The 21182-nt window shown below is 61.0% G+C and carries 22 protein-coding genes; 11 read left to right on the plus strand and 11 right to left on the minus strand.

What is annotated here, in order from left to right; all coding sequences use genetic code 11:
- Positions 1–207: 207 nt before the first annotated feature.
- The 4 genes from J2X50_RS13375 to J2X50_RS13390 all read right to left on the minus strand — a co-directional run bounded on the left by J2X50_RS13375 (position 208) and on the right by J2X50_RS13390 (position 6329).
- A complete protein-coding gene (locus J2X50_RS13375; protein WP_429095621.1) occupies positions 208–1716 on the minus strand; it encodes an AAA family ATPase in 1509 nt (502 codons plus the stop codon).
- A gap of 105 nt (positions 1717–1821) precedes the next feature.
- Positions 1822–4461 carry a DEAD/DEAH box helicase gene (locus J2X50_RS13380; protein WP_429095624.1) on the minus strand — a complete coding sequence of 880 codons (2640 nt, stop codon included), beginning with the start codon at positions 4459–4461 and terminating at the stop codon, positions 1822–1824.
- Entirely contained in the window at positions 4461–5996 is a 1536-nt protein-coding gene (locus J2X50_RS13385) for a site-specific DNA-methyltransferase (protein WP_429095627.1), read from the minus strand. Before J2X50_RS13385 ends, J2X50_RS13380 begins: the two co-directional genes overlap by 1 nt.
- Positions 5997–6071: 75 nt before the next feature.
- Complete coding sequence (locus J2X50_RS13390) at positions 6072–6329, minus strand: helix-turn-helix domain-containing protein (RefSeq protein ID WP_429095630.1); 258 nt, start codon at positions 6327–6329, stop codon at positions 6072–6074.
- A 114-nt stretch (positions 6330–6443) separates the two neighbouring features.
- Here J2X50_RS13390 and J2X50_RS13395 point away from each other — a divergent pair, with 114 nt between their 5' ends.
- Entirely contained in the window at positions 6444–6809 is a 366-nt protein-coding gene (locus tag J2X50_RS13395) for a hypothetical protein (protein WP_429095632.1), read from the plus strand.
- A gap of 268 nt (positions 6810–7077) precedes the next feature.
- Here J2X50_RS13395 and J2X50_RS13400 read toward each other — a convergent pair whose 3' ends face one another.
- Positions 7078–7365 carry an Arc family DNA-binding protein gene (locus J2X50_RS13400; protein WP_429095634.1) on the minus strand — a complete coding sequence of 96 codons (288 nt, stop codon included), beginning with the start codon at positions 7363–7365 and terminating at the stop codon, positions 7078–7080.
- A 101-nt stretch (positions 7366–7466) separates the two neighbouring features.
- Between J2X50_RS13400 and J2X50_RS13405 the strand changes: the two genes are divergently transcribed.
- Together J2X50_RS13405 and J2X50_RS13410 are read left to right on the plus strand one after the other, a co-directional pair.
- On the plus strand, positions 7467–7631 hold the full coding sequence (locus J2X50_RS13405; RefSeq protein WP_429095637.1) for an Arc family DNA-binding protein: 165 nt from the start codon (positions 7467–7469) through the stop codon (positions 7629–7631).
- Between the two features lie 31 nt (positions 7632–7662).
- Positions 7663–8010, plus strand: a complete 348-nt coding sequence (locus J2X50_RS13410) for a hypothetical protein (protein WP_429095639.1) — start codon at positions 7663–7665, stop codon at positions 8008–8010.
- Positions 8011–8272: 262 nt separating this feature from the next.
- On the opposite strand, the gene J2X50_RS13415 is transcribed toward J2X50_RS13410, so the two are convergent.
- The 4 genes from J2X50_RS13415 to J2X50_RS13430 are packed head-to-tail and all read right to left on the minus strand — an operon-like array spanning position 8273 to position 11094.
- Complete coding sequence (locus tag J2X50_RS13415; protein WP_429095642.1) at positions 8273–9556, minus strand: hypothetical protein; 1284 nt, start codon at positions 9554–9556, stop codon at positions 8273–8275.
- A 7-nt stretch (positions 9557–9563) separates the two neighbouring features.
- Positions 9564–10115, minus strand: a complete 552-nt coding sequence (locus J2X50_RS13420; RefSeq protein WP_429095644.1) for a ribonuclease H family protein — start codon at positions 10113–10115, stop codon at positions 9564–9566.
- Positions 10112–10768, minus strand: a complete 657-nt coding sequence (locus J2X50_RS13425) for a hypothetical protein (RefSeq protein WP_429095647.1) — start codon at positions 10766–10768, stop codon at positions 10112–10114. Before J2X50_RS13425 ends, J2X50_RS13420 begins: the two co-directional genes overlap by 4 nt.
- On the minus strand, positions 10765–11094 hold the full coding sequence (locus J2X50_RS13430; protein WP_429095649.1) for a hypothetical protein: 330 nt from the start codon (positions 11092–11094) through the stop codon (positions 10765–10767). The genes J2X50_RS13425 and J2X50_RS13430 overlap by 4 nt, the downstream gene beginning before the upstream one ends.
- A 629-nt stretch (positions 11095–11723) precedes the next feature.
- Here J2X50_RS13430 and J2X50_RS13435 point away from each other — a divergent pair.
- Entirely contained in the window at positions 11724–12242 is a 519-nt protein-coding gene (locus tag J2X50_RS13435) for a hypothetical protein (RefSeq protein ID WP_429095650.1), read from the plus strand.
- A 58-nt stretch (positions 12243–12300) separates the two neighbouring features.
- On the opposite strand, the gene J2X50_RS13440 is transcribed toward J2X50_RS13435, so the two are convergent.
- Entirely contained in the window at positions 12301–12849 is a 549-nt protein-coding gene (locus J2X50_RS13440; RefSeq protein WP_429095653.1) for a recombinase family protein, read from the minus strand.
- Between the two features lie 415 nt (positions 12850–13264).
- Here J2X50_RS13440 and J2X50_RS13445 point away from each other — a divergent pair, with 415 nt between their 5' ends.
- From J2X50_RS13445 to J2X50_RS13470, 6 genes are all read left to right on the plus strand, one after another.
- Positions 13265–14020 (plus strand): type I restriction-modification system subunit M N-terminal domain-containing protein, encoded by a 756-nt coding sequence (locus tag J2X50_RS13445; protein WP_429095655.1) that lies wholly within the window; start codon positions 13265–13267, stop codon positions 14018–14020.
- 2 nt (positions 14021–14022) lie between these two features.
- Positions 14023–15405 carry a CpaF family protein gene (locus J2X50_RS13450; protein WP_429095658.1) on the plus strand — a complete coding sequence of 461 codons (1383 nt, stop codon included), beginning with the start codon at positions 14023–14025 and terminating at the stop codon, positions 15403–15405.
- A complete protein-coding gene (locus J2X50_RS13455; protein WP_429095661.1) occupies positions 15405–16376 on the plus strand; it encodes a type II secretion system F family protein in 972 nt (323 codons plus the stop codon). Before J2X50_RS13450 ends, J2X50_RS13455 begins: the two co-directional genes overlap by 1 nt.
- A 10-nt stretch (positions 16377–16386) precedes the next feature.
- A complete protein-coding gene (locus J2X50_RS13460; RefSeq protein WP_429095664.1) occupies positions 16387–17343 on the plus strand; it encodes a type II secretion system F family protein in 957 nt (318 codons plus the stop codon).
- A gap of 63 nt (positions 17344–17406) precedes the next feature.
- A complete protein-coding gene (locus J2X50_RS13465; RefSeq protein WP_429095667.1) occupies positions 17407–17958 on the plus strand; it encodes a tetratricopeptide repeat protein in 552 nt (183 codons plus the stop codon).
- A gap of 2 nt (positions 17959–17960) precedes the next feature.
- Positions 17961–18479, plus strand: a complete 519-nt coding sequence (locus J2X50_RS13470) for a prepilin peptidase (protein WP_429095670.1) — start codon at positions 17961–17963, stop codon at positions 18477–18479.
- A 40-nt stretch (positions 18480–18519) separates the two neighbouring features.
- On the opposite strand, the gene J2X50_RS13475 is transcribed toward J2X50_RS13470, so the two are convergent.
- Positions 18520–20070: a phospholipase D family protein gene (locus J2X50_RS13475; protein WP_429095673.1), complete on the minus strand. Its 1551-nt coding sequence runs from the start codon at positions 20068–20070 to the stop codon at positions 18520–18522.
- 222 nt (positions 20071–20292) lie between these two features.
- On the opposite strand from J2X50_RS13475, the gene J2X50_RS13480 reads away from it, so the two are divergent.
- Positions 20293–21075, plus strand: a complete 783-nt coding sequence (locus tag J2X50_RS13480; RefSeq protein WP_429095903.1) for an endonuclease/exonuclease/phosphatase family protein — start codon at positions 20293–20295, stop codon at positions 21073–21075.
- Positions 21076–21182: the final 107 nt, after the last annotated feature.

Raw genomic sequence — 21182 nt, forward strand, 5'->3', positions numbered from 1 at the left:
GTCGGGGCATCGCTCATTGCGAGCGTGGCGGATTTTATAAGCCTCGGCCGATGTCCATATTAGGGCTGTTGTCCATAGCCGCCGGGGCCAGCCAATTTTGTCCCCGGTAGCTTTCTCGACTATACCTCCGGCTTCCGTATCTCGAAAACGTATCCCCCGATACCAGTCGAGATTAAGATAGATAAACTCCCGCCAAAGCTAATATCGCTACAGAACGCTGATCATCTTTCTTATCGAAGCGCCTAATTTAGCCTCGTCACATGCTGGATTGAGAGTGTTTTCGGGATGGTGGATGCTGTGGCGAACGTATGTGCATTCGGTCACCGAATGTGAGGATGTTCCACGTTTCCACGTATGATCGGCGGGGATGCCCTTGGTGGCGAGAAAGCTATCCATGTCTTTTCCCCCACCAGCGGGGGCGTATTTATCTTGAATGAAGCCATACAGCTCGTTGTGAAACTCTACGGTCGGCATGGCGAACGCTTTGAAGTTCACCTCGCCAAACGAGGGGCTCCATGGGAAATAAGCTGCAAGCTCGTCTTGCGCTTGGATTTCGATTTCTCCAGTCTCTGTGGCAGTGAAGACATTCGTCTTCCCGAATTTTACCAAGCGTTGCAACATGTAAGGGGAATGACTGCTGACAATGACCTGACTGGTTTTCGCTTCTTCAAGGAGTAAGTCGGCCAGCTTCCGTTGAGCAGTCGGGTGCAAGTGCATTTCCGGCTCATCTATCAGAAGTATTTTATCGCCACTGGCCGTGTCTGACAGCAACCGTTGAAGCAGCAGGGCTAAGACAAGCTCCACCCCCGAACCAAGGCTCTTTGTCGTAATCTGCTGGATTTGACCTTCGGCCCTAACTGCGAGGAACGCCGACGAAAACGGCTCCAGCAGGGACAGCAGTTCAAACCTTAGGTTTTTGAAATGGGTGTTGTCGAAAAACTCGCTGAACTGATCGCCGAGCTTGTTTCCTGTTCCTTTTTGCGCCAGCTCCATAGCCCACACGAAAAGGTCGTTTGAGACCTTGGCAGCATAGTCCGAACCGCCCCCTTCTTCGCGGAGCTTCTTCTGAAATTTCCAGTTCAGGTCATCGCATATCGCATCGAAGGTTGTGCGATACGTGCCACTGACCAGATGACGCGCACGGTTTTTATCGAAGTAGAAGACGTTGACACCGTTCGGACCCATCTTGCCGGTATCAAGCGTCAACTCTCTTGCATCTACAGTCCGGGTATCCCCCGATCTCTTTTGGATGTAAGGCTGCCCGTCGCTTTCGTTGTAGTAGGTGTCTTCATCAATGGTGAAATGGTTCTTGGCTGAAATCGGAGATGATAGAAATTTCCCCGGCTGCTTCCTGTCTCGTGGCTGGGCAGAGACGTTTAACCCAATGCAATTGAAGTATCTTGTCCTGTGATACTCCAGACCAGATTTGACGCTAAACCTTTCCGTTCGCCCAGAGACCGAGATTGGCCTTTCAAAATCATGGAAATCCTTGATGGTAAGCCTATTTTCGGCCTTATACTTTCCTCCGAATAGATAGTCCAAAGCTTCAAGGACGGACGTTTTCCCGGTCCCGTTGTTGCCAACAAAGAGGTTCAACCCACTTCCAAGGCCGCCATCTGGTACCGCAAAATCGATAGCTCGCGTCGAGAAACAACGGAAATTGTTGATCGTAAGTTCTCTTACGAATGGCGAGCCGCTATACAAATTCTTTCCCATGCCAAATTTACATTCTCCCGATTTTCTCCTGTATCGGGTGTAAAATCAATTGCGCTTTGCTTTGTAACGAAGGTGGCCGCCTTCGATGTCGCGGATTGCAGAAGGTCAGCGGACCTTCGCCAGCATCTGACCCCGCACGTCCTTGCCGTCCACCTGCTTTTCGGCCATGAGGAACAGACCCTTGCCGCCGCTGGTCTGCTCCCAGAGCGCCCCTATGGCGCGTTTCTCGTCAGTGTCAGCGGCGTCGGTCAGGTGCGCACCCTTGTATTCGACCACGAGGATGCGCCCATCGGTCAGTTCTGCCACGAAGTCGGGGTAGAACTTACCGGATGCGGTCGGGAGCCAGAACGCGCCGGGGTGGCGGGGTACGTTCCTGATCCAGTGCTTCACCTCGGTCAGGCTGTCGAGCAGCTTGGCACAGGCCAGTTCCTCGCCATCGTCAGCACCGTCGAATGCCGCCACCCGGTCCCAGCCGATGAAGTGCTTCGAGAACCGATAGTCACCGCGATAGGTGCGGACCCCGGCGAACATGTCGTCGGCGAAGACGAAACCGTTGTCGAAGGAGATTTCGGGCTTGGCCTCCGGCGCGAACAGCGAGTGTTGATAGACGCCCGTCCGCTCCTTGGCCCGGATGTCGGCGATCCTCTCCTTGACCTTGCGGGCCAAGGGGTACTTGCACTGCATCAGCGCTGACAACGGGATGTTACGCGGGCCGGTCAGGTAGTTCACCAGATCGGTCAGCCAGCGAACGAGTTCACCCTGTCCGATGAACTTGTCGCGCACCTGCCGGTCGAGAAACAGCACGAGCGTCTGTTCGCTCCAGCCCTCGACAGGGATGTCGAGCAGAAGCTGGGCGCTCTGGTCGGCGTGCTTCACGAACAGCCGTTGCTGGTCGATGTCGATCTCGAACGTGTCCGCCGTCGCCTGTATCGCGAAGTCCTTCGCCTCAAGCTTCGGCGAATGGTCGGCGAGTGACCAGTCGTGATACTCCATCAATATGTCGGTGTCGGCGAGTTCAAGCTCGCCCTGCACCCACGTCATCAGCGCCGGGACGGTAAACGTCTCGCCGCGTTCGGCAGGCGAGGCTTGATGCAGATGCTCGGCCTCGTAGCTGGCGACCTGTTCGGAGAAGCCGCCGACTTCCGTCTCGGGCAATGCCGCAATCAGCTTTTCCTTCTCGGCAGGGCTGAGGAAGCCGGTTATCTTCACCACGGCCTTGCCATCCTCCCCGGCAGTGACGCGGACCTTGGTCGGCGCGGCAGCTTCCAGTTCCTTGACGGCGGCGGGGTCAGCGTCGAGCGACACGGTGACGCTCGGCTGCGGTCGGCGGGCATGGCCGAACAGCCCTTCGGTAAGGTCAAGCTGCTCGGGGATGATGTTGTCCTCGGCCTCGCCTTCCTCGAAGCCCATGGCGACGAGCCGGTCCTTGAGGGCAAAGGCGGCTTCCGAGAAGGATTTCGAGGTCAGGTTGGCATAGGCGCGGTTGAGCGACGGGATCGACCGCCGCTTGGCGTAGGGCATACGCAGTACGCGCCCGAGTAGCTGCTCGGCATCGGTGGCGCTGTGGATGTTGGCGACCGAACAGAACACATAGGCGAAGGAGCAGTCCCAGCCCTCTTTCAGAGCCTCGACCGTGATGATGAAGTCTATCTCGCAGTCGGGATCGAACAGGTTGATGCCGTCAAGGTCGCGCTGGTCGCCGGTGGCAATGGCGATGCGGTTGGGGTCGATCCCCTCCACGTCGATCAGGTGCTGTTTGAGTACAGCGACGGTGACTTCCTCGTCCTTGTTCTGGGCCTGAAACAGCACGATGGGCCGGATGTAGTCGCGTTCCCGGCTGGCATCTTCGGCAAGCTCGGCCCGCTTGGAGATTGCGCCGGTCACGGCAGCCTGCCATGTCTGATGCTCGGCGAGCATGACCGGCAGCTTGATCATTTCCTCGTCTTTGAGTTCCTGAGCCGAGACCGAGTGCAGGATGTTGGAGTTGGTGCGCGGGGTCGCGGTGAACTCTATGATGGCGGTTGGGTTCACGCGGGTCTGCATATCCCGAGATAGCCCGGTGACGGCCTTGTGCGCCTCGTCAACGATCATCAGTGGGCGGTGCAGGTGCATCAGGTTGGCGAACGAGAACTTGATCGTTCCCGCGCCCCTGCCGTCTTCGATCACCTCCAGCCCCGGCATCCTGTCGGGCACACCGGTGAAGTGCGGTTCCAGCATCTCGTGGTGGGCATAGACCTTACGGCCATCGGTGTCCTTCACGCGTAGCGCCTGGATCGTGCCGACCACGACGCAGCAGTTCGAGCGCAGGTCATGCGGCAGGAGTTGCGTGAAGTCGCCAATGTCGAACACGCGCACCCGACCGGAGAAGGCTTCGTCCAGTGCGGCGCGATAGGGATGGCGCGGGTTCTTGAGCGCATCCACCGTCTGCCTGCGGATGGTGGTCGTGGGCACCAGCCACAGTACCAGCGGGAAGTCGCGCTCGATCCACGTCTCCTTGGCGATGTTCACGGCATGGGAGGCGAGAACCGTCTTGCCGCCGCCGGTCGGCAGCCGCAGGCAGACATAGGGTGTTTCGTCCAGACCGTTCAGAGCCTTGTAGGAGCCTGCGAAGCCTTTCAGCCGCTTCGCCATATCGGGTTCGGCGACGATGGCCTCGTAGGCCGCGCCGGGGCCTTCTACACGGGCCTTGACGAGGAACCTGCGAAGTGTGGCGAGGGTCTGGGCCTGATACTCTTTAAGTTCCATCACGCCCGCGCCTTCACGTCATAGGGGGTCTGCTTGAAGGTGATCTGCTCACGCACCAGCGAGGCATCGGACAAGACCGAGCGTTCGCCGTAGACCGTGACCGGGCCGGTCAAGCCTTCGGGCAGCGCGTCACGGATCACGGCCAGCGTCTTGCGCGTCAGCACGTTGCCGCCGCTGGCCGACTTGTCGCCCAAGATGCCATTGTAAAGCAGAGCGTAAGCTCGACCGTCATGAACGCCGAGCACCGGCGACAGCAGGTCGGGCTGCGACCATGGCGAACGGACCTCCGAGAACCACACATGCGCGGCGAGAACCGGAAACTCGATGTCGGGACGTATCTGCCCGGTCTCATCGAACACCGACGCGCCGAGCCGGTAGTAGCGGAAGCCGCCGCCACCTTTCCAGTTCACCGCCTCGGAGATGCCGCCCTGCTCACCATCCACCACCTTGGTGAGGCGCGGCTGGCAATGGGTCTCGGCATGATCGCCCATTTCGATGCCGATGTAGCGACGACCCATTTTCTGGGCCACGGCGGCAGTCGTTCCCGAGCCGAGGAAGCTGTCGAGCACGAGATCGCCTGATTGAGTAGACAACGTAAGGATGCGTTCGATCAGGCTTTCAGGTTTCGGTGTTCCGAAGACCTCCTGATCCGGGAAGAGCTTCTTTAGATCAGAGCTTGCTTGTTTATTCCCTCCGACTTCCGCATATGTCCACCATGTGTTCGGTGTCAGCCCGTCATTCATTTCGGCGAGATACTTCTTCAACATCGGTCGCCGTTCATTGTCGCGTCCGAATGTAATCCGCCCCTCAGCTTTCCACTGTTGGAAAACTGCTTCATTGCAGCGCCAATACCTATTCTTCGGTGGCAGAAAGCGCTTTCCTGTCGGGCCAACAATCTCAAACTGCCCAGCATCGTAAAACTTGCCTGCCGACAGGTTCTCTGCCTTCCACGGGCCGCGTGGGTCCCCGTCCGAGTTCTTGAATTTCTTACGCTGCTCCTCAGTCCGCCCAACCTTGCCCATCGAGTAACGATCACGATCTTTCGCATAGACCAGAATGTGGTCATGCGTGTCGGAGATGAACTTCGCAGTCTGATTGGACGTATAGGATTTCTGCCACACCACATTGGTCACGAAATCCGCTCTACCGAAAACCTCATCCATGACGACCTTGAGGTAGTGGCTCTCGTTGTCGTCAATGCTGACCCAGATGGAGCCGTCCTCGGCAAGGAGTTCGCGCAGCAGTTCGAGGCGAGGCCACATCATGGCCAGCCACTGCGAGTGCTCCAGATTGTCGTCGTAGTGCTCGAAGGCCGACCGAGTGTTGTAGGGCGGGTCGATGTAGATGCACTTCACCTGACCGGCGTAGAATGGCAGCAGCGCCTTGAGCGCGTCGAGATTATCGCCCTGAATGAGCATGTTGCCGATGTCGCGGTCGCCATGACCGAGTTCGGGGACTTCCTCCAGCAGCCTATACGGGACGCAATCAGCCGCCCGGATGTCATCGTCCCTCGTCAACCATCGCAGTATCGGCATTCGCTACGTATCGCCCCAGACCCTCAATGGCTGGAAGCAGTACCCGATTTGCCGGTGGGGTCAAAGGTTTCCGGCTCAATGAGCGGCGTGTGGGTCAATCTGTAGAAGATCGTTGACTATCTCGTGGGGATCGAAGCCGATGATGTCAGCCAGCGCCAGAAACTCCACCACGTCCAGTCTACGTTCCCCATTCTCGATGTTGGCGATGAAGGGTTGATGACGACCGAGTGCTGCGGCAACGGTGGCCTGCGTCAACCCTGCCTGCTTCCGCTTTTCCACGAGCAGAGCAGCCAAGCGGCGGTGGCGCTCCGAATAAAGTGACTTGGTGGCCATCCGCCCGTCGAGAAAACATTCGCTCGACTTGGCGGTATTTGAAAATCAGATTTATCCAAAAATTAGATATTTTGGCGTTGCTTCTCTGAAACTGAAAATCACAGGAGCAGCCAAATGCGATTGATCGCTACGAGGTTCGTTACGGTCGGGTTTGCGCTCTCCCTACTGGCTGCATCCGTGTCGGGAGCGCAGGCGCGTATGGAGAATTTGGTGAGCCGGAAAATCGGGCATTCGAGCGGTACTCGGATCGAGCTTCCAGCCGATATAGATTTTTGCCGGACAAGCGATGCCGCGTACTACGAATTTCTGAATGATTGCATACGCCTCAAGGCAGGGCATACTGTAGAGCTTCTGGAATTTGGCGGGGATTGGCTGAAAATCAAAGTAGTGAGGCCGGATAGCAATGACCTGTTGGGATACATCTCCCGCTATGTGCCGGACGTAAACAATCGCCCCGACCTCAATGGTGTGAACTGGTAGCCTAATCAACAGGCAATCTGATTTGGCGCGGGGGCCATCCGAGCCACCCTTCATGAGGTCGAAGGCAGGCGTCATGGTGATGTCGAGGGACTTCACCGCCCCGACCACGGGATGGCAGTTGAACATCGCCGTAGCGGATTTTATGGACGTTTCGTGATACCGCCACCGATGCGGGAGCATGTAGCTGACCTTGCCGGGAGAAAATGTCGTTGGTCGGAGCCAGATATGGCTCCAGCCGCCGCCAGTCGATGGTAGTGGGAAATCAATTTCATTTGCGCTTGAGACTGGCTTCAACCAGCAACTTGAAGTCCACAAACTCCTCTCGCGACACGTAGTCCTGCTCCACCGTGGAGAGGCGTTTTTCGACGCTCGATGCCACGGGGATGTTAAGCGGATACGCATCCTGTCCCGCCTCGAATGACCATCGCAGCCGGGCAACAATCTCGGCTGTCATCGTCCTGTTGTTCGCCTGCGCTGCCGCGTTGATCTGGTCCCTCATGCCGTCCGGCAGGCGGACGATGAACCTGTCTTTGTCCGGGCTTGGCGGTCTTCCCATGATCTCACCTGTCGAGGCCCCGTGCGGGCGATTTGACTTCGGGGGCAATCTGAATAGCGTATACCTGTGTGGCATACGATAACCATCGGAGACAAGCCCCCATGAACGTGTCTAACCAGCCGAAAACCATATTCCGAACTCCGCCCGACCTGAAGGCGTGGCTGATCGCTCGGGCCAAGAGCAACGGACGGTCCATGACCTCCGAACTCGTGCAAATCCTGCGAGCAACGAAGCGGGCCGACGAAGGCCGCCCCGACGCGGCCTGACCCTGCCGCCATGAATGTGAGGAGTACAAATATGGTGGGATCGTCTGAAAGTCAGTCTCGTGCGCGGCGCGCTTACGTGCGCGAGGACCACGAGTGGAACTACCCCGAAGACCTAAGCCCCGAATTTCTCCACGGATTTCATGAGCATTGGGCGGCGGTCGAGGAAGAAATCAAAGCCCTTCAAGACCGCAAGAAGACGATGCTGGCCAACGTCAGAACTAGATACGGCAGGCACCGGGCCGAGACGTTGAAGATCGCCATGCGCCTGATGCTGCTGGATCAGTGCCAGCGATACGAGCAGGTCCAGTTCCATGAAGCTGCCCGACACTATGTCGAGGTGCTGGAAGCCGAGATCGAAGGGCGGCACTTCGATGCGTAGCTGTGTCGCTGAGCACCCCATCTCTGCGCTTTATCGCGAGATACAGAAGTTCCCTCGCTATCCGGAGTGAGCGACCTGATGACTGAGGGCGATAATGGACGACCCGCCGAAGCGGGGCCGACCAAGGCGAGTGGTTGGAGCCCATCGACCGCCAGCAGCGGTGAGACTACAGTTGGTGGCTCGTTTGGGCTTATGGCCCTCACTAAGGGATATAGTTAGGGTGAATGTAGGTTCTATGTGGTTGGATTTGAGGATGTCCGACCTACGTAGAGCCTCCGAGGCAATCTCCCCCTTGGACGCTCACTGGAATGGCAACACCACAATGACGGTAGGCTTCCTCCCGCATTATGTTGCTGACGACATGAACGGCGGAGGCCGGACAAACAACTGCATCGTGAACGGGCAGGGCGACGACGCCCACCGCCATGCAACGCATGAGCACTGCACACATTATCGTGCTCTCATGATGGAACAGGCGATAGCCAATCCCAGTCCCGGCGAGGCGCGATATGCCCGGATGGACACTGAGGATGGCAGTGCGGAGGGTTCTCCCGGTCCACCCTTCCGGTAACCCGTCAAGGATTTCTAGGGGCCACCTGCGCAGCGTACCGACCTTGAACAGGAGTGCGTTGAACGCCTTCTTCATCGTAGCACGGCAACTCTCCGTACCGGTGACGGCATAGAGGTCCCCGGTCGGTGGTTCTCTATCCGCTTCAGCATAGGCGAGACGGGGAAGCATCTGCCCGTAGTCGACTTCCACCACGGGCTCGCCCCCAATGCGGATATGTTGGCGTACGTGCCAACCATGTCGTTGCCAGAACCCACCGAACAACCGCCCGCCGTAGCTCAGTGATGGGAAGTTTATGTGTGGCGGCTGATTGAAGCACCGCACGAGGCGTCGGTCTCGGACATCGAGGGGCATGTTGCCGGTGTAGGAGATGTTTGCGCGCGCAAGCCACTCGTTGATTGCTTCCACGTCCTGCCGGAGCGACGCTGCTTCCTCCGTCTTCGGAACTGGAAGCCGCGTCTTCCTACCTTTGGTGTCCTTGTGCGTGAGCCGTAGATTGTCCCCGATACTCCGCCATTCGAAATCCTCACCGCCGATATGGCGCGCAAGGACTTCATCGCGAAATGCCTGGGTGGGGGCGATTGTGGTAGCGAAGCGGGCAATCTCCGGCTCGGTGCTGCGCAGGACGCCAGTGGCTTCCATTACTGAGACGATAGCCCTCAGGGCAGTGCCGAAACCGGGAACGGAAGCTTCGACACGTGCTGCTCTCGGGTGACCCATGGGCAGGATGATTGCCCCGGCCTCCGGTGGGAACAGCGTGAAGTGTGCAAGGTTGGCAACTATCACGCCGACCGCGTTCTCAAATGCGGCTAGATCGGCGGGCTTGCGTTTACGTTCGCGAAGTTGGTTGCGGTGCTCATAGGCCAGCAGTTCGTTGCCGATGTCTCCGGCAAGGGCCACGAGCGCGGGCCCTGCGGGGTTGAGGTCGAAGCGGAACTTCTGATCCCTAGTTACCTTCAAACGACGGTCAAGAGACAATGGGGACCTAGGCAGCAACGAACCCGTAAGACATCGGTCGGGCCTTTGCCATTTGCTTCCGCGCCAGCCGATCCACTTCCTCGTTGAAGAGATGTCCGGCGTGACCCTTCACCCACCTCCAGATAATGGTCTTTCCCTCGGAGGCGATTAGAAGGCGCTCCCAAAGATCGCGGTTCTTGACAGACTTCCCGCCTGATCCTTTCCAGCCTCTCGCAATCCAGCCTGGAAGCCATTGGGTCATGCCGTCATGAATCTGTTTGCTATCGCAATAAATGACGATTGGCTCGGGCTCTCCCGGCTTGAGCACCTCCAATGCAGTCGCTGCGGCAATCATCTCCATCCGCACACTAGTGGTCTCAGTGTCGCAACCACCGACTGTCTTCGGCATCTTCCGTAGGGTGTTCCCGTCCATACGACGAAGGACGGCCGCATATCCTCCGGGGCCGGGATTGCCGTAGCAAGAGCCGTCGGCGTAGATCAGAATGTGTTTGCCCTCGTTGGCAGCTTCAATGCTGGGGACAGCGTCGTTGTCGGTTCTAGTCATTGGAGTAACGGTCATTTCAGTTCCTTGATTGCATTAGCTATGGCGTCCTTCGCCTTGCGGACTTCATCCCGTTCCCGCTCGTCCAGAAGGGCGAGTTGAAACCCGGCTGCACCGAATGCGCTGGACAGTTTTTGGCCGATGATGTTCCCGGCCTTGGGCGTCATCTCGCGGTAGACGCGCCTATGTTTGCCGGTAGCGTGGTCGTAGATAAGCCCAGTGTGCCGGCTGGTGAGGGCACGGACACGGCGGGCAAGCTGGAGCCGAAAGGCGGCATCCGAACGGAAACGCCACGGCATGTCATGCCACAGCACGAACATGGCGAGCGTTGTGACGACGATCTCACGCGGGTTGTTGTCGGCGCTGATGTTCAGAAGCTCGTGGGCGGCGCTACGCTGGTAGCGATTGCCGGTCTGGCGCTCGGCATCGTTCCTCGCCTGTGCGGCGATGGTGCCCCAAAGGGCATCGAGATGTTCCCACAGAGGGTTGTCTTGGTTCTTCTCTATTCGGGCCTTCACGCGATCGCGGAAGGGTTTGAGTTCAGTTGCGCCTATGGCCGTCTGGGTCGGGTCTCCTTGGCGACGGCGGGTTGATTTGTGGCGGCGGCAGTAAGGTGAGTAGCGCGAGGTAGTCGGCTCTCCGCAGTGTCGAACGCGGCAGCAACCGCTCATGCACGGTCCCAAGTGCCGTCATCGTCTTCGTCTTCCGACAGAAACGATTGGTCGGCGAGTTCGGACAACGCGACAAGAGCTTCCCGAACTTGCTGTTGCGTTTCCACGCTGTCCACCGAAAGTCCGAGAGCCAAGTCGTGGGCTAGGGTGAAAAGCTTGGAAGCTAGCGCGCTCGTGTGAGCAATCGCGTCGATGTTGCGGTCGGAAAGAACGTCATCATGTTCGGCAACGGCCTCCATGATGTTGCCCTCGACATCGGCAAGCTGTCCGCTGAACACGTCTCTGCGGCCTTGGACATCGGCAATGATGTTGGTCAGCTTTTCCATCTTAGATATCCTAATATTTGTACCCGTACCCAGAGGCACAGGGACACTGTTGAATTTCGGAGCGGTTTTCACGCCCCCGTTCGGCCCGTTTCATCATCGCAAGACTTTGCTGGCTGCTTGCTAACCGGCGAGCGTTTCCCGGCCCTGCTCGGGGCTTCTTTCAAGCCTGGCAGGTTTTCCTAACCACGATGTCAAAGAACCCGAGGCTGCGGAAAGCAGTTCTCGTTCCCGCCGAAGCGGGTGGCAGTTCAGGAGGGTTGGGGGGGTGACCGCGAGAACCTCGTCGGCGGCTCCGGAGGGAGCTCGGGTTGACCACTTAGGGTTCAGCGGCCCCAGACCTTTCGGTCTCCGCCGCTCGGGTAGGCGATAGAGGCATCAACCTCACCACGCCGTTATCAACTATCTGCGCAGATCGGTCAAGTGACTATCTGCAGAATTTTCTGGTTGCGTAATCTCAGACTATCTGCGCAGATAATATTCTATCTGGAATGGAGGTCGATATGGTCCTCAGGATCACAGCAGCAGACGTAAGGGAACTCGCGCCCGGTGTATGGGCTATGACGCTACCACCCCACGAGGTTCGCTTGTTCGGGAATTGTCAGACAGCTGTTGGCGAACGCAGTGTCTTGATGCTGAAGCAGAGTGTGTTCGACAAGAACGCGGCAACTCTGTCGTTCGCGATGGACGCGGTGGTCCCTGTCAATATTGGAACGACGCCAGCAACGATCGCTCTTGCCGCAGAGATTGCGCCTGAAGGGGCTGCCTCATCGATGCCGGAGATTTCACCTTACACAGGTCCGGGTGACCGCGAATTCCTGGCAATGTGCGAAGGAAAGTTGGGACCAGAAATGACAAGGGCAGCGCGCCTCTTGCTCGAAGGTGTCAGGGCTCGAACTCCGGGCGACCTGAAGCGTGGTCAGTCGATGAACTTCTCCGAAACACCCGACAACTTTTGGTATGTAATCGTCCAGCCAAGGGTACAGCAGTTGTCGATCACCGTTCGCGGTGACGTTGGTCACTTCACCCCAGTGGCGAAGCTCCCGATAAAGGACGACCGGGGCAATACCCTGTTCAAGGTAACGGGAGAAGCGGACGTACCTGCCGCGCTGGACATCATCTTCCACGCAAGGCGGAAGGATCGCGTATAAGCGATGAGGTGTTGTCGGGCAGGGGCGCTTAATGGAGGCGCCCCAGTCCGCCCGATTATCAAGCTCCTAGAACCTTCTGCACCGCCGACTTACTGAAACCGACTTGCGCAGCGATCTTGCGAACGCTCTCGCCACTCTCGCTCAACCGGATGATGTCAGCCTTAATGTCCGACGTGATCAGAGCGGGGCGTCCGCCAGTGCGCCCCTCGGCCTTCGCCTTGGCGATGCCTTCCATCTGGCGCTCGCGGCGCAGCGCCGTCTCAAACTCCGCAAACGATGCAAGAATGCCGAACAGGAGCTTGCCCGATCTGGTGGTCGTGTCGATGCCGCTGTCGTCCAACACCTTGAAGCCGACACCCTTCGCGACCAGTCCGTCCACGATCTGGTGAAGGTGTGACGCGCTACGTGCCAGGCGGTCGAGCTTGGTGATAACGAGCACGTCTCCCTCCCGCACAAACTCCAGTGCTTTCGCAAGTGTCGGGCGCTCATTGTCGAGGCCGCTCTTCTTCTCGCTGAAAACTTTCTCACATCCTTCAGCCTTCAGCCGCTCCACCTGCGTCTCGTAGCCCTGTCCGACCGAACTCACTCGTGCATACCCGACTATCATGCTCGTCCCTTTTTATTAAAGGCTATGGTGGACATACGGATAGTGGACGCGAAATGGACGGTCAAGCGGGCGGTGTCCATTAAGTAAACTTTTGTGGACAATGGCTAACGATTTGGCTTGACCGACGCTTTCCGCAAGCGATGCAGATGTTCTAATACGTGCTGACGCGACAAACATGGGCGACATGATCGCGCCGCTGTCGCCATGGGGTCGACCTCAAAGACTCATCCGACGCCAGTCCACACGAGAAGCGTACCCCTACGGGGGGTATCGCGCGATCCATCCCTGTCGAGGTGATCTCTCGGATTTTTCGGCAAATTTTAGACCCACTCAACCAATGCTTCGCCTTGCACGAAACATTGCGATACAAGCCTGATCGCAACAAGGGTTCAGTCAGGCGGGCATAGTTGAGTTAATGCAGCAGCGCATCACACAGGACACTATCAATAAGGCGGCATGGGCGGCGTGCGACACCTTCCGGGGCACGGTCGATGCATCGGTCTACAAGGACTACGTGCTGACCATGCTGTTCCTGAAATACATCTCCGATGTCTGGAAGGACCACTACGACAGCTACAAGTCCAAGCACGGGGATCATCCCGAACTCATCGAAGCGATGATGGCGCAGGAGCAGTTTGTGCTGCCGAAGCGCGCGAACTTCTATGATCTCCACCGCGACCGGCACAAGGCGGGCAATGGCGAGCGCATCGACAAGGCGCTGCACGCCATCGAGGAGGCGAACGGGTCGAAGCTGCGCGACGTGTTCCAGGACATCTCGTTCAACGCCAACAGGCTAGGCGACGAGGAGCAGAAGAATGACATTCTCCGCCATCTGCTGGAGGATTTTGCCAAGCCCGAACTCGACATGCGCCCGAGCCGCGTGGGCGATCTCGACATCATAGGCGGGGCCTACGAGTTCCTGATCTCGAAGTTCGCAGCGTCGGCTGGCAAGAAGGCGGGCGAATTCTATACGCCAGCGGAAGTGTCGATGCTGATGGCAAGGCTGGTCGAGCCGGAGGAAGGCGACGACATCTGCGATCCGACATGCGGGTCCGGCTCGCTGCTGCTCAAATGCAAATGGCCTCCTCATCGGCCGCCGCGCAAGGCGGAGATCGGTTCGGACCGCGATCCACGCGGGTCGCAGGTGCCGGGCACAAGGAGTGAGGCGTAGTCATGCTCGGACGCTTTACCAGATCGAACGGCGCAGCCGTTCCCCAGGTCGTGACACCTGTTCCTGAAATTGCGGCCAATTTCGTTCCGACCCCTGAAGACACGGACAGCGAGGCGGACCGCCTGCTGGCGCTCAAGGTCGACATCCACAGCCACCTGATCGAGCGGTTCAACCTGGCCGCGCTCGACACCGCCTCGAAGGACGAGATCCTCAACGAGATCCGGCCGATCGTGCGCGAGTTCGTGCGCAACCGAAACCTGCCCTTCAACGCCCGCGAGCTCGACCAGCTGACCAGCGACACGGCCGACGAGATGCTCGGCCTCGGCCCGATCGAGCCGCTGCTCAAGGACGATTCCATCGCCGACATCCTGATCAACACGCACAGGCGCGTGTTCATCGAGCGCCGCGGCGTGCTCGAAGAGACGCCGATCCGCTTCCGCGACGAGGCGCATCTGTTGCGCGTCATCAACAAGATCGTCTCGGCGATCGGCCGCCGCGTCGACGAATCCTATCCCATGGTGGACGCTCGCCTCGAGGACGGGTCGCGTGTCAACGTGGCCGTGCGCCCGATCTCGGTCGACGGGCCGCTGGTATCGATCCGCAAGTTTTCCCGGCATCCCTATTCGCTGGAGCGCCTGGTCGAATTCAACTCCATCCGCCCGCCGATGATCGACATGCTCAGGATCGCGGTGCAGTCGCGCAAGTCGATCCTGGTTTCGGGCGGCACCGGCAGCGGCAAGACCACCTTGCTCAACGCGCTGTCGAGCTACATCTCGCACCGCGAGCGGCTGATCACCATCGAGGACGCGGCCGAGCTGCAGCTGCAGCAGCCGCATGTCGGCCGGCTGGAGACGCGGCCTCCCAATGTCGAGGGCAAGGGCGAGGTGCGCCAGCGCGAGCTGGTCAAGAACGCGCTGCGCATGCGCCCCGACCGCATCATCGTCGGCGAGGTGCGCGGCGAGGAAGCCTTCGACATGCTGCAGGCGATGAACACCGGCCACGAGGGATCGATGACCACGATCCACGCGAACACGCCGCGCGATGCGCTGTCGCGCCTCGAGCAGATGGTCGGCATGGCCGGAATGCCGATGACGGCAGAATCCATCCGCGCCCAGATCGCCTCGGCCATCGACATCATCGTCCAGACCCAGCGCCTGTCCGACGGCGGCAGGCGGGTGATCTCGATCTCGGAGCTGACCGGCATGGAAGGCAGCGTCATCCAACTGCAGGAGATCTACCACTTCGTCCGCCGCGACGTGGCCGAGGACGGCAAGATCGTCGGCGACTTCCGCGCCACCGGCATCCGGCCGCGTTTCGCCCAGGAAGCGGCGACGCTGGGCCACCACTTCGCCAAGGACGCCTTCAACCCGCAGGTGGCGCTCTGATGCTGACCGGCCAGACGCTCCTCTATGTCATCTACGTGCTGGCGGCGGCGGCGGCCATCCTGGCGGTTGAAACCCTCTATCTTTCCTATGCCGGCCGGCGGGCGACCGCGGGCGCGATCAACCGCAGGCTGAAGCGCCTGGCCGAAGAGGGGGCGGCCGAGCAGACGCTGCAGGGCCTGCTACGCGAGCGCGGCCTGACCGAGAGCGGCGACTTCAGCTACGGCATCGTCTGGCTCAACCGGCTCTACACGCAGTCCGGCATCACCGGAAATCCGCTGGCCTTCGCCGCCGTCTTCATGCTTGCCGGTCTGGCGCTGGCGCTGCTGGCCATGCTGCTCCTGGCCTTTTCGCCGGCCCTGGGAGCGATGGTCTTCGCGGTAGTCGCTTTCGTGCTGCCGCTGCTCGTGCTGCGGCGGGCGCGCAACAAGCGCATCCGGAAATTCGCCAAGCAGCTGCCGGACGCGCTCGACATGATCGTGCGCTCGCTGCGCGCCGGCCACCCGACCACCGTTGCGATCGCACTGGTTGCCCGCGAGATGCCGGACCCGATCGGCACGGAATTCGGCATCGTCGCCGACGAGATCACTTTCGGCCTGAGCCTCGAACAGGCGGTCAAGAAACTCGCCCAGCGCGTCGGCTTCGAGGGGCTCAACCTCCTGTCGGTGTCGCTGTCGATCCAGGCCAAGACCGGCGGCAACCTGACCGAGATCCTTTCCAACCTGGGGCGCGTGCTGCGCGAGCGCCAGAAGCTGCGGCTCAAGATACGCGCGCTCTCGTCAGAGGGCCGGGTGTCGGCCTGGATCATCTCGCTCTTTCCGATCGTGATGTTCTTCATCCTCCAGCTGATCGCCCCGGCCTACTATGGCGGGGTCTGGGGCAACCCCTTGATCATGCCCGTATTCGTGGCTTTCGGCGTCTGGGGACTGCTGGGCGCGTTCATCATGTACCGCATGGTCAATTTCGAGATCTGAGGGGGCTGGCATGGAACTCCTCTCCAGCGTCGAGAATTCGGGTCTTCTGCTCTCGACGGCGGTGTTTGCCGCGGCCGCCTCGCTGTTCCTGTTCGGCGCGCTGGTGATCCTGCCGGTCATCCAGACGCGCAGGATGGTCGCCCGCAGCCTGCTTGCCGACGGGATCCCCGACCGACGGTCGCTTGCGGCCCAGGAGCAGGTGGCGCGGGCCGCGGCGCAGCGGCCGGTCGATGCCTATTTCCGCGCGCTCGAAAAGGAACGCGGCAAGCCCGACGCGCTCGAACTGAGACTGTTCCGCGCCGGCTTCCACCAGAAGGGCGCGCCGCTGATCTACATGTTGAGCCGGATCGGGGCGGTGGTCTTGGGCTTTCTCGGCGCCTATCTGCTGCTGTCGCGGGTGCTGCCGCCGCAGCTGCCCGGCTTCGTGGCCTTCGCGGGAGCGGCGCTGTTCGGGCTTGCCTGCCTCGTCGTCCCGAGCGTCGCGCTCGACCGCTTCGAGCGCGCCAGGCAGCGCCAGTACCGCATTGGCTTCCCCGACTTCATGGACATGATGATCACCTGCGCCGATGCCGGCATGAGTCTCGAGGCGGCGGTGGAACGGGTGAGCAGCGAGCTCGCCGGCACGCACAAGTGGCTCGGCATCCAGCTGTCGATCATGAATCTGCAGCTCAGGGCCGGCAAGCCGCTGCGCGATGCGCTGCGCGACCTCGCCGATCGCATGGGCCTCGACGAGGCGCGGTCGCTCGCCGTGCTGTTCCGTCAGTCCGAGGAACTCGGGACCAGTCTCACCGAAGCGCTGCGCGTCTACAGCGACGAGATGCGGACCCAGCGCATCCTGCGCGCCGAGGACCGAGCCAATTCTTTGCCGGTGAAAATGATGATACCGCTGGGCCTGTGCATCTTCCCGGTGGTATTGATGATCATCATGCTGCCGGTCATTATCCGCATGAGGGGCGTGTTCTTTTGACGGGGCATGCGAACCGGGGCAAAATGCAGATGGTGCCCGGTGCGCCGAGGGGACGAGACAAGCATGACAAGGCCTATCCTGATTGCCGCGGCTGCCCTTTTCATTGGGGCCGCGCTTGCCGGCTGCCAGACCGGTAGTGCGCTCGACGACGGCGTGGTGCGCACCAACGAACCGGTCTCCCCGGAATTCACCGCCTTCGGCGACGCCTTCCAGGGGCTCAAGACCGTCTCCGACGTCGAATACTACGCCTCCGACCAGGCCGTGACCGAGGCCAAGAACCAGTTCCGGCAGGAGAACTACGGCAATGCCGGCGCCTTGTTCTACAAGGCCGTGCAGCTTGCGCCGAATGACGGCGTCGCCTGGCTGGGGCTTGCCGCTTCGACGGACCGCATCCGTCGTTTCGACCTGTCGGACCTCGCCTACAGGCAGGCGGTCAAGCATCTCGGCCCGACGGTCGAATATTACAACAATGTCGGCTACTCGTATCTGCTGCGGGGAAACCTGCAACAGGCGCGCAGCAACTTCCTCAAGGCCTATGAGATCGCGCCCAACGATCCGACGGTGGCAAACAACCTCAAGCTGCTCTCGTCGAGCGTCAACAACATCGAGCGCTGAACATGCTGCCGGCCGCCGCGATGCTCATGAAGCTCCTGGCGATCCCGCTGCTTTTCAGGATCGCCAGGCTCGACTTCACGACCCATCGCATCGCCAACAGCAACGTGCTCCTCTTGCTTTGCCTGGGAGCGGCATCGCTGTTCCTGGCGGGGCTCGCGCAGGGCTCGTGGTGGGACCTCGGCCTCAGCGCGGCGGCAGGGCTGGCGCTTTTCCTGGCGCTGTTTCCGTTCTGGCTGCTCAAGAAGGTGGGGGCGGGCGACGTCAAGCTGATGGCGGTCGCGCCGTTCGTGTCGGGCGGGGCGGATCTCATGGTCTTCGCCATCGCCCTGCTGGTCTTCGCGATCGTCACCGTGATGGTGGTGAGGAACCCGATGCTTTTGCCGTCGCCGGCGTTCCGCGTCTATGTCGAGCATCTCGACCGCAGGCGTGTCGTGCCGTTCGGCGTGCCGATCGCCGCGGCCCTGATCGTGACGATCGGGCTGCAGCTGGCCGCGCAGGTCCTGGCGGCGTTGAGTTCCTGATTGGTAGACGGGGTAGCGTCCCGGGTTTCGGCCAGCGGCGCTACAGCTGCGATTCGACCGGCAGCCAGCCGATGACCCTGGCGACGACCCTGCGCCGCAGGCTGGCCTGCGGCTCATGCTTCATCTCGCGTGGTCGGTTCGACGACATGTCGGTCCATCTGAGCGCGCCGTCGACGATCGTCACGCGGAAGCTGGCCCGCGGGCAGGTCTGCGTGGCGATGACCTGCTCCACCTCGCGGGCAAGTTGCTCCTGGCGGAACAGCACGCCCATCTCGGTGTTGAGCGAGGCCGAGCGCGGGTCGAAGTTGAAGGAGCCGACGAACCCCGCCGATCCGTCCGCGACGAATGCCTTGGTATGCAGGCTGGCGCCCTTCGAGCCGAACAGCGAGATGTCGGTCCGCTCGTCGTTCGGCTTGAGCTCGAAGATCTCGACGCCCTGGTCGATGAGGGCCCTGCGATAGCGCACATAGGCGCCGTGCACCGCGGCGACGTCGGTCGCGGCCAGGGAATTCGTCAGCACCGTGACCGCGACGCCGCTCCGGGCCAGCGCCGCGAGCTGCCGCGTGCCGTCCTCGCCCGGTATGAAGTAGGGCGAGACGATCCTCAGTTCGCGCACGGCCGACCGCAATACCGGGCCGATCGACCGGATCAGCCATCCGTCTTCGCCGACGCCCATCGCCTTTTCCGGCGGGTCGGAAACCACCGCGACCTCGCCGCCCCAGCGCAGCCGACCCATGCCGGAGCCCGACCATTCGCTGCGCTCCTCGGCGATGCGGCGGAGATAGGGCTCCGCCCGGCCGGTGGTCGCTGCACGGTCGAGACGCTTCCTCAATGCCGGAAGGTCGGGCCTGGCGAAGCCGGCGAGCGGACGGATCGGCAGCACGGCCTCGCTGTTCCAGTACCGGTCGAAGATGCTTTCGGCCTGGTCGACCGCAGGACCCACGATCAGCAGGTCCATGTCGCGGAAATTGGCCTCTTCCGAAGCGTCGAAATAGGCGTCGCCGATGTTGCGGCCGCCGACGATGGCCAGCCTGCCGTCGGCGATCCAGGCCTTGTTGTGCATGCGGCGCGTGGTTCGCACCGCGCGCAGCACCAGCTCCAGCCCGCGCTGCAGCCCGAACGAGCGTGCCCAGCTGGGGTTGAACAGCCGCAGGTGGATGTTGGGGTGGCTGTCGAGAGCGAGGTAGTCGCGGTCGAAGCCACGCGTGTTGATGTCGTCAATGAGCAGCCGCACGCGGACGCCGCGGTCGGCGGCGGCGAGGATTTCACGGGCGAGCAGGCGCCCGGTCAGGTCGCCTTTCCAGTAGTAGTACTGCAGATCGAGGCTGCGCGCCGCATGGCGCGCCAGATAGGCTCGGACGGCGAAGGCGTGAAGGTTGCTGGAGAGCAGCGCCAGGCCGGTTTGTCCCGGGTGGTTGGCCAGAAGCGGCCCGGCCAGGACGTCGAACTCGGTTTCGCCCGGCGCCCTTGGCAAGGCGAAGGTCGGCGCACCCCGTGCTCGCTTGGCGAAGCGCCCGTAGGCATAGACGGCCAGCAGGGAGGCGATCACCAGAACCCCCACCACGGCGATCACGATGGCCAGGAGTTTCATGCCGCGTCCTGCCCGGCGGCCCATGCGGCCGCATGCCGCAATATCTGTATCGTGGATGGCCATAGTGACGCACGTGGAAAATCTCGAACACTTGGACCATATAGGTTACACTCAACGACGACGCCTGCCTCAAGTGACCACGAATTTCCCAGAGATTCCAGACGAGTGATGGTTAGCAGACACGGCTTGGAGAGTCCCGCAAAGGCCAGTGGAGAACAGCTCATCGACGCCCCATCGCAGCGGGCGGCGGAGCTGACCCACGAAAACGCCGGCTTCAGCGAGATCGTGATCGCCTCCTACAACGTACATAAATGCGTCGGGCTGGACCGCCGCTTCGATCCGCGGCGGACGATGCAGGTGATCTCCGAGATCGATGCCGACGTCATAGCCCTGCAGGAAGCCGACCAGCGTTTTGGCGACCGCGCGGGCCTGCTGGACCTGAATGCGGTGGAGCGCGAGACCGGGCTCGTGCCGGTTCCACTCGCCGGACGGCGCAAGAGCCATGGCTGGCATGGCAACGTCGTGCTTTTCCGCAAAGGATCGGTAAGCTCGGCGCAGCAGCTCGTGCTGCCCGGTGCCGAGCCGCGCGGCGCGGTCATCGTCGATCTCGAACTCGACGCCGGTCCCCTGCGCGTGATCGCCGCGCATTTTGGCCTGCTGCGCCATTCGCGCAAGCTGCAGGCCGGCACGCTGCTGACAGCCGCCGAACTGCATAGCGACAAGCCCACGGTGCTGGTCGGCGACCTCAACGAGTGGCGGCTGGGCAAGCGCTCGTCGCTGCGCAGCCTGGAGCCGGCCTTCGGCCCCACGCACGCCATCGTGCCGAGCTTCCCGTCGCGCTTCCCCGTGCTCGCGCTCGACCGGGTGATGGCGCGGCCGCACAATCTGCTCGTCGACATCGAGGCGCATGACAGCGCGCTGGCGCGCGTCGCCTCGGACCATCTGCCGATCAAGGCCGTGATCCGCCTCAACGGCAAGCGCAACGGACTGGCCGAAGCCGCCTGAATCTGCCGCGACGTAAGTCGGTCGCGGCACAATGGCCCCTTTGCGCGCCGTGTCGGATGCCATATCACCTTCCAAAAAATGGAACCCGGCACGACAGCCGGCGATGG

Origin of the sequence: Aminobacter sp. BE322, assembly GCF_050433525.1 — a bacterium.
Taxonomy (GTDB): Bacteria; Pseudomonadota; Alphaproteobacteria; order Rhizobiales; family Rhizobiaceae; genus Aminobacter.

Bases quoted from the DNA above. Each gene is read 5' to 3' on its own strand.
- J2X50_RS13460 (WP_429095664.1), top strand. From the start codon at position 16,387: ATGGAACTCCTCTCCAGCGTCGAGAATTCGGGTCTTCTGCTCTCGACG.
- J2X50_RS13475 (WP_429095673.1), bottom strand. From the start codon at position 20,070: ATGAAACTCCTGGCCATCGTGATCGCCGTGGTGGGGGTTCTGGTGATC.
- J2X50_RS13465 (WP_429095667.1), top strand. From the start codon at position 17,407: ATGACAAGGCCTATCCTGATTGCCGCGGCTGCCCTTTTCATTGGGGCC.
- J2X50_RS13430 (WP_429095649.1), bottom strand. From the start codon at position 11,094: ATGGAAAAGCTGACCAACATCATTGCCGATGTCCAAGGCCGCAGAGAC.
- J2X50_RS13420 (WP_429095644.1), bottom strand. From the start codon at position 10,115: ATGACCGTTACTCCAATGACTAGAACCGACAACGACGCTGTCCCCAGC.
- J2X50_RS13445 (WP_429095655.1), top strand. From the start codon at position 13,265: ATGCAGCAGCGCATCACACAGGACACTATCAATAAGGCGGCATGGGCG.
- J2X50_RS13450 (WP_429095658.1), top strand. From the start codon at position 14,023: ATGCTCGGACGCTTTACCAGATCGAACGGCGCAGCCGTTCCCCAGGTC.
- J2X50_RS13470 (WP_429095670.1), top strand. From the start codon at position 17,961: ATGCTGCCGGCCGCCGCGATGCTCATGAAGCTCCTGGCGATCCCGCTG.
- J2X50_RS13375 (WP_429095621.1), bottom strand. From the start codon at position 1,716: ATGGGAAAGAATTTGTATAGCGGCTCGCCATTCGTAAGAGAACTTACG.
- J2X50_RS13390 (WP_429095630.1), bottom strand. From the start codon at position 6,329: ATGGCCACCAAGTCACTTTATTCGGAGCGCCACCGCCGCTTGGCTGCT.
- J2X50_RS13440 (WP_429095653.1), bottom strand. From the start codon at position 12,849: ATGATAGTCGGGTATGCACGAGTGAGTTCGGTCGGACAGGGCTACGAG.
- J2X50_RS13455 (WP_429095661.1), top strand. From the start codon at position 15,405: ATGCTGACCGGCCAGACGCTCCTCTATGTCATCTACGTGCTGGCGGCG.
- J2X50_RS13380 (WP_429095624.1), bottom strand. From the start codon at position 4,461: ATGGAACTTAAAGAGTATCAGGCCCAGACCCTCGCCACACTTCGCAGG.
- J2X50_RS13425 (WP_429095647.1), bottom strand. From the start codon at position 10,768: ATGAGCGGTTGCTGCCGCGTTCGACACTGCGGAGAGCCGACTACCTCG.
- J2X50_RS13385 (WP_429095627.1), bottom strand. From the start codon at position 5,996: ATGCCGATACTGCGATGGTTGACGAGGGACGATGACATCCGGGCGGCT.
- J2X50_RS13435 (WP_429095650.1), top strand. From the start codon at position 11,724: ATGCTGAAGCAGAGTGTGTTCGACAAGAACGCGGCAACTCTGTCGTTC.
- J2X50_RS13400 (WP_429095634.1), bottom strand. From the start codon at position 7,365: ATGGGAAGACCGCCAAGCCCGGACAAAGACAGGTTCATCGTCCGCCTG.
- J2X50_RS13410 (WP_429095639.1), top strand. From the start codon at position 7,663: ATGGTGGGATCGTCTGAAAGTCAGTCTCGTGCGCGGCGCGCTTACGTG.
- J2X50_RS13405 (WP_429095637.1), top strand. From the start codon at position 7,467: ATGAACGTGTCTAACCAGCCGAAAACCATATTCCGAACTCCGCCCGAC.
- J2X50_RS13395 (WP_429095632.1), top strand. From the start codon at position 6,444: ATGCGATTGATCGCTACGAGGTTCGTTACGGTCGGGTTTGCGCTCTCC.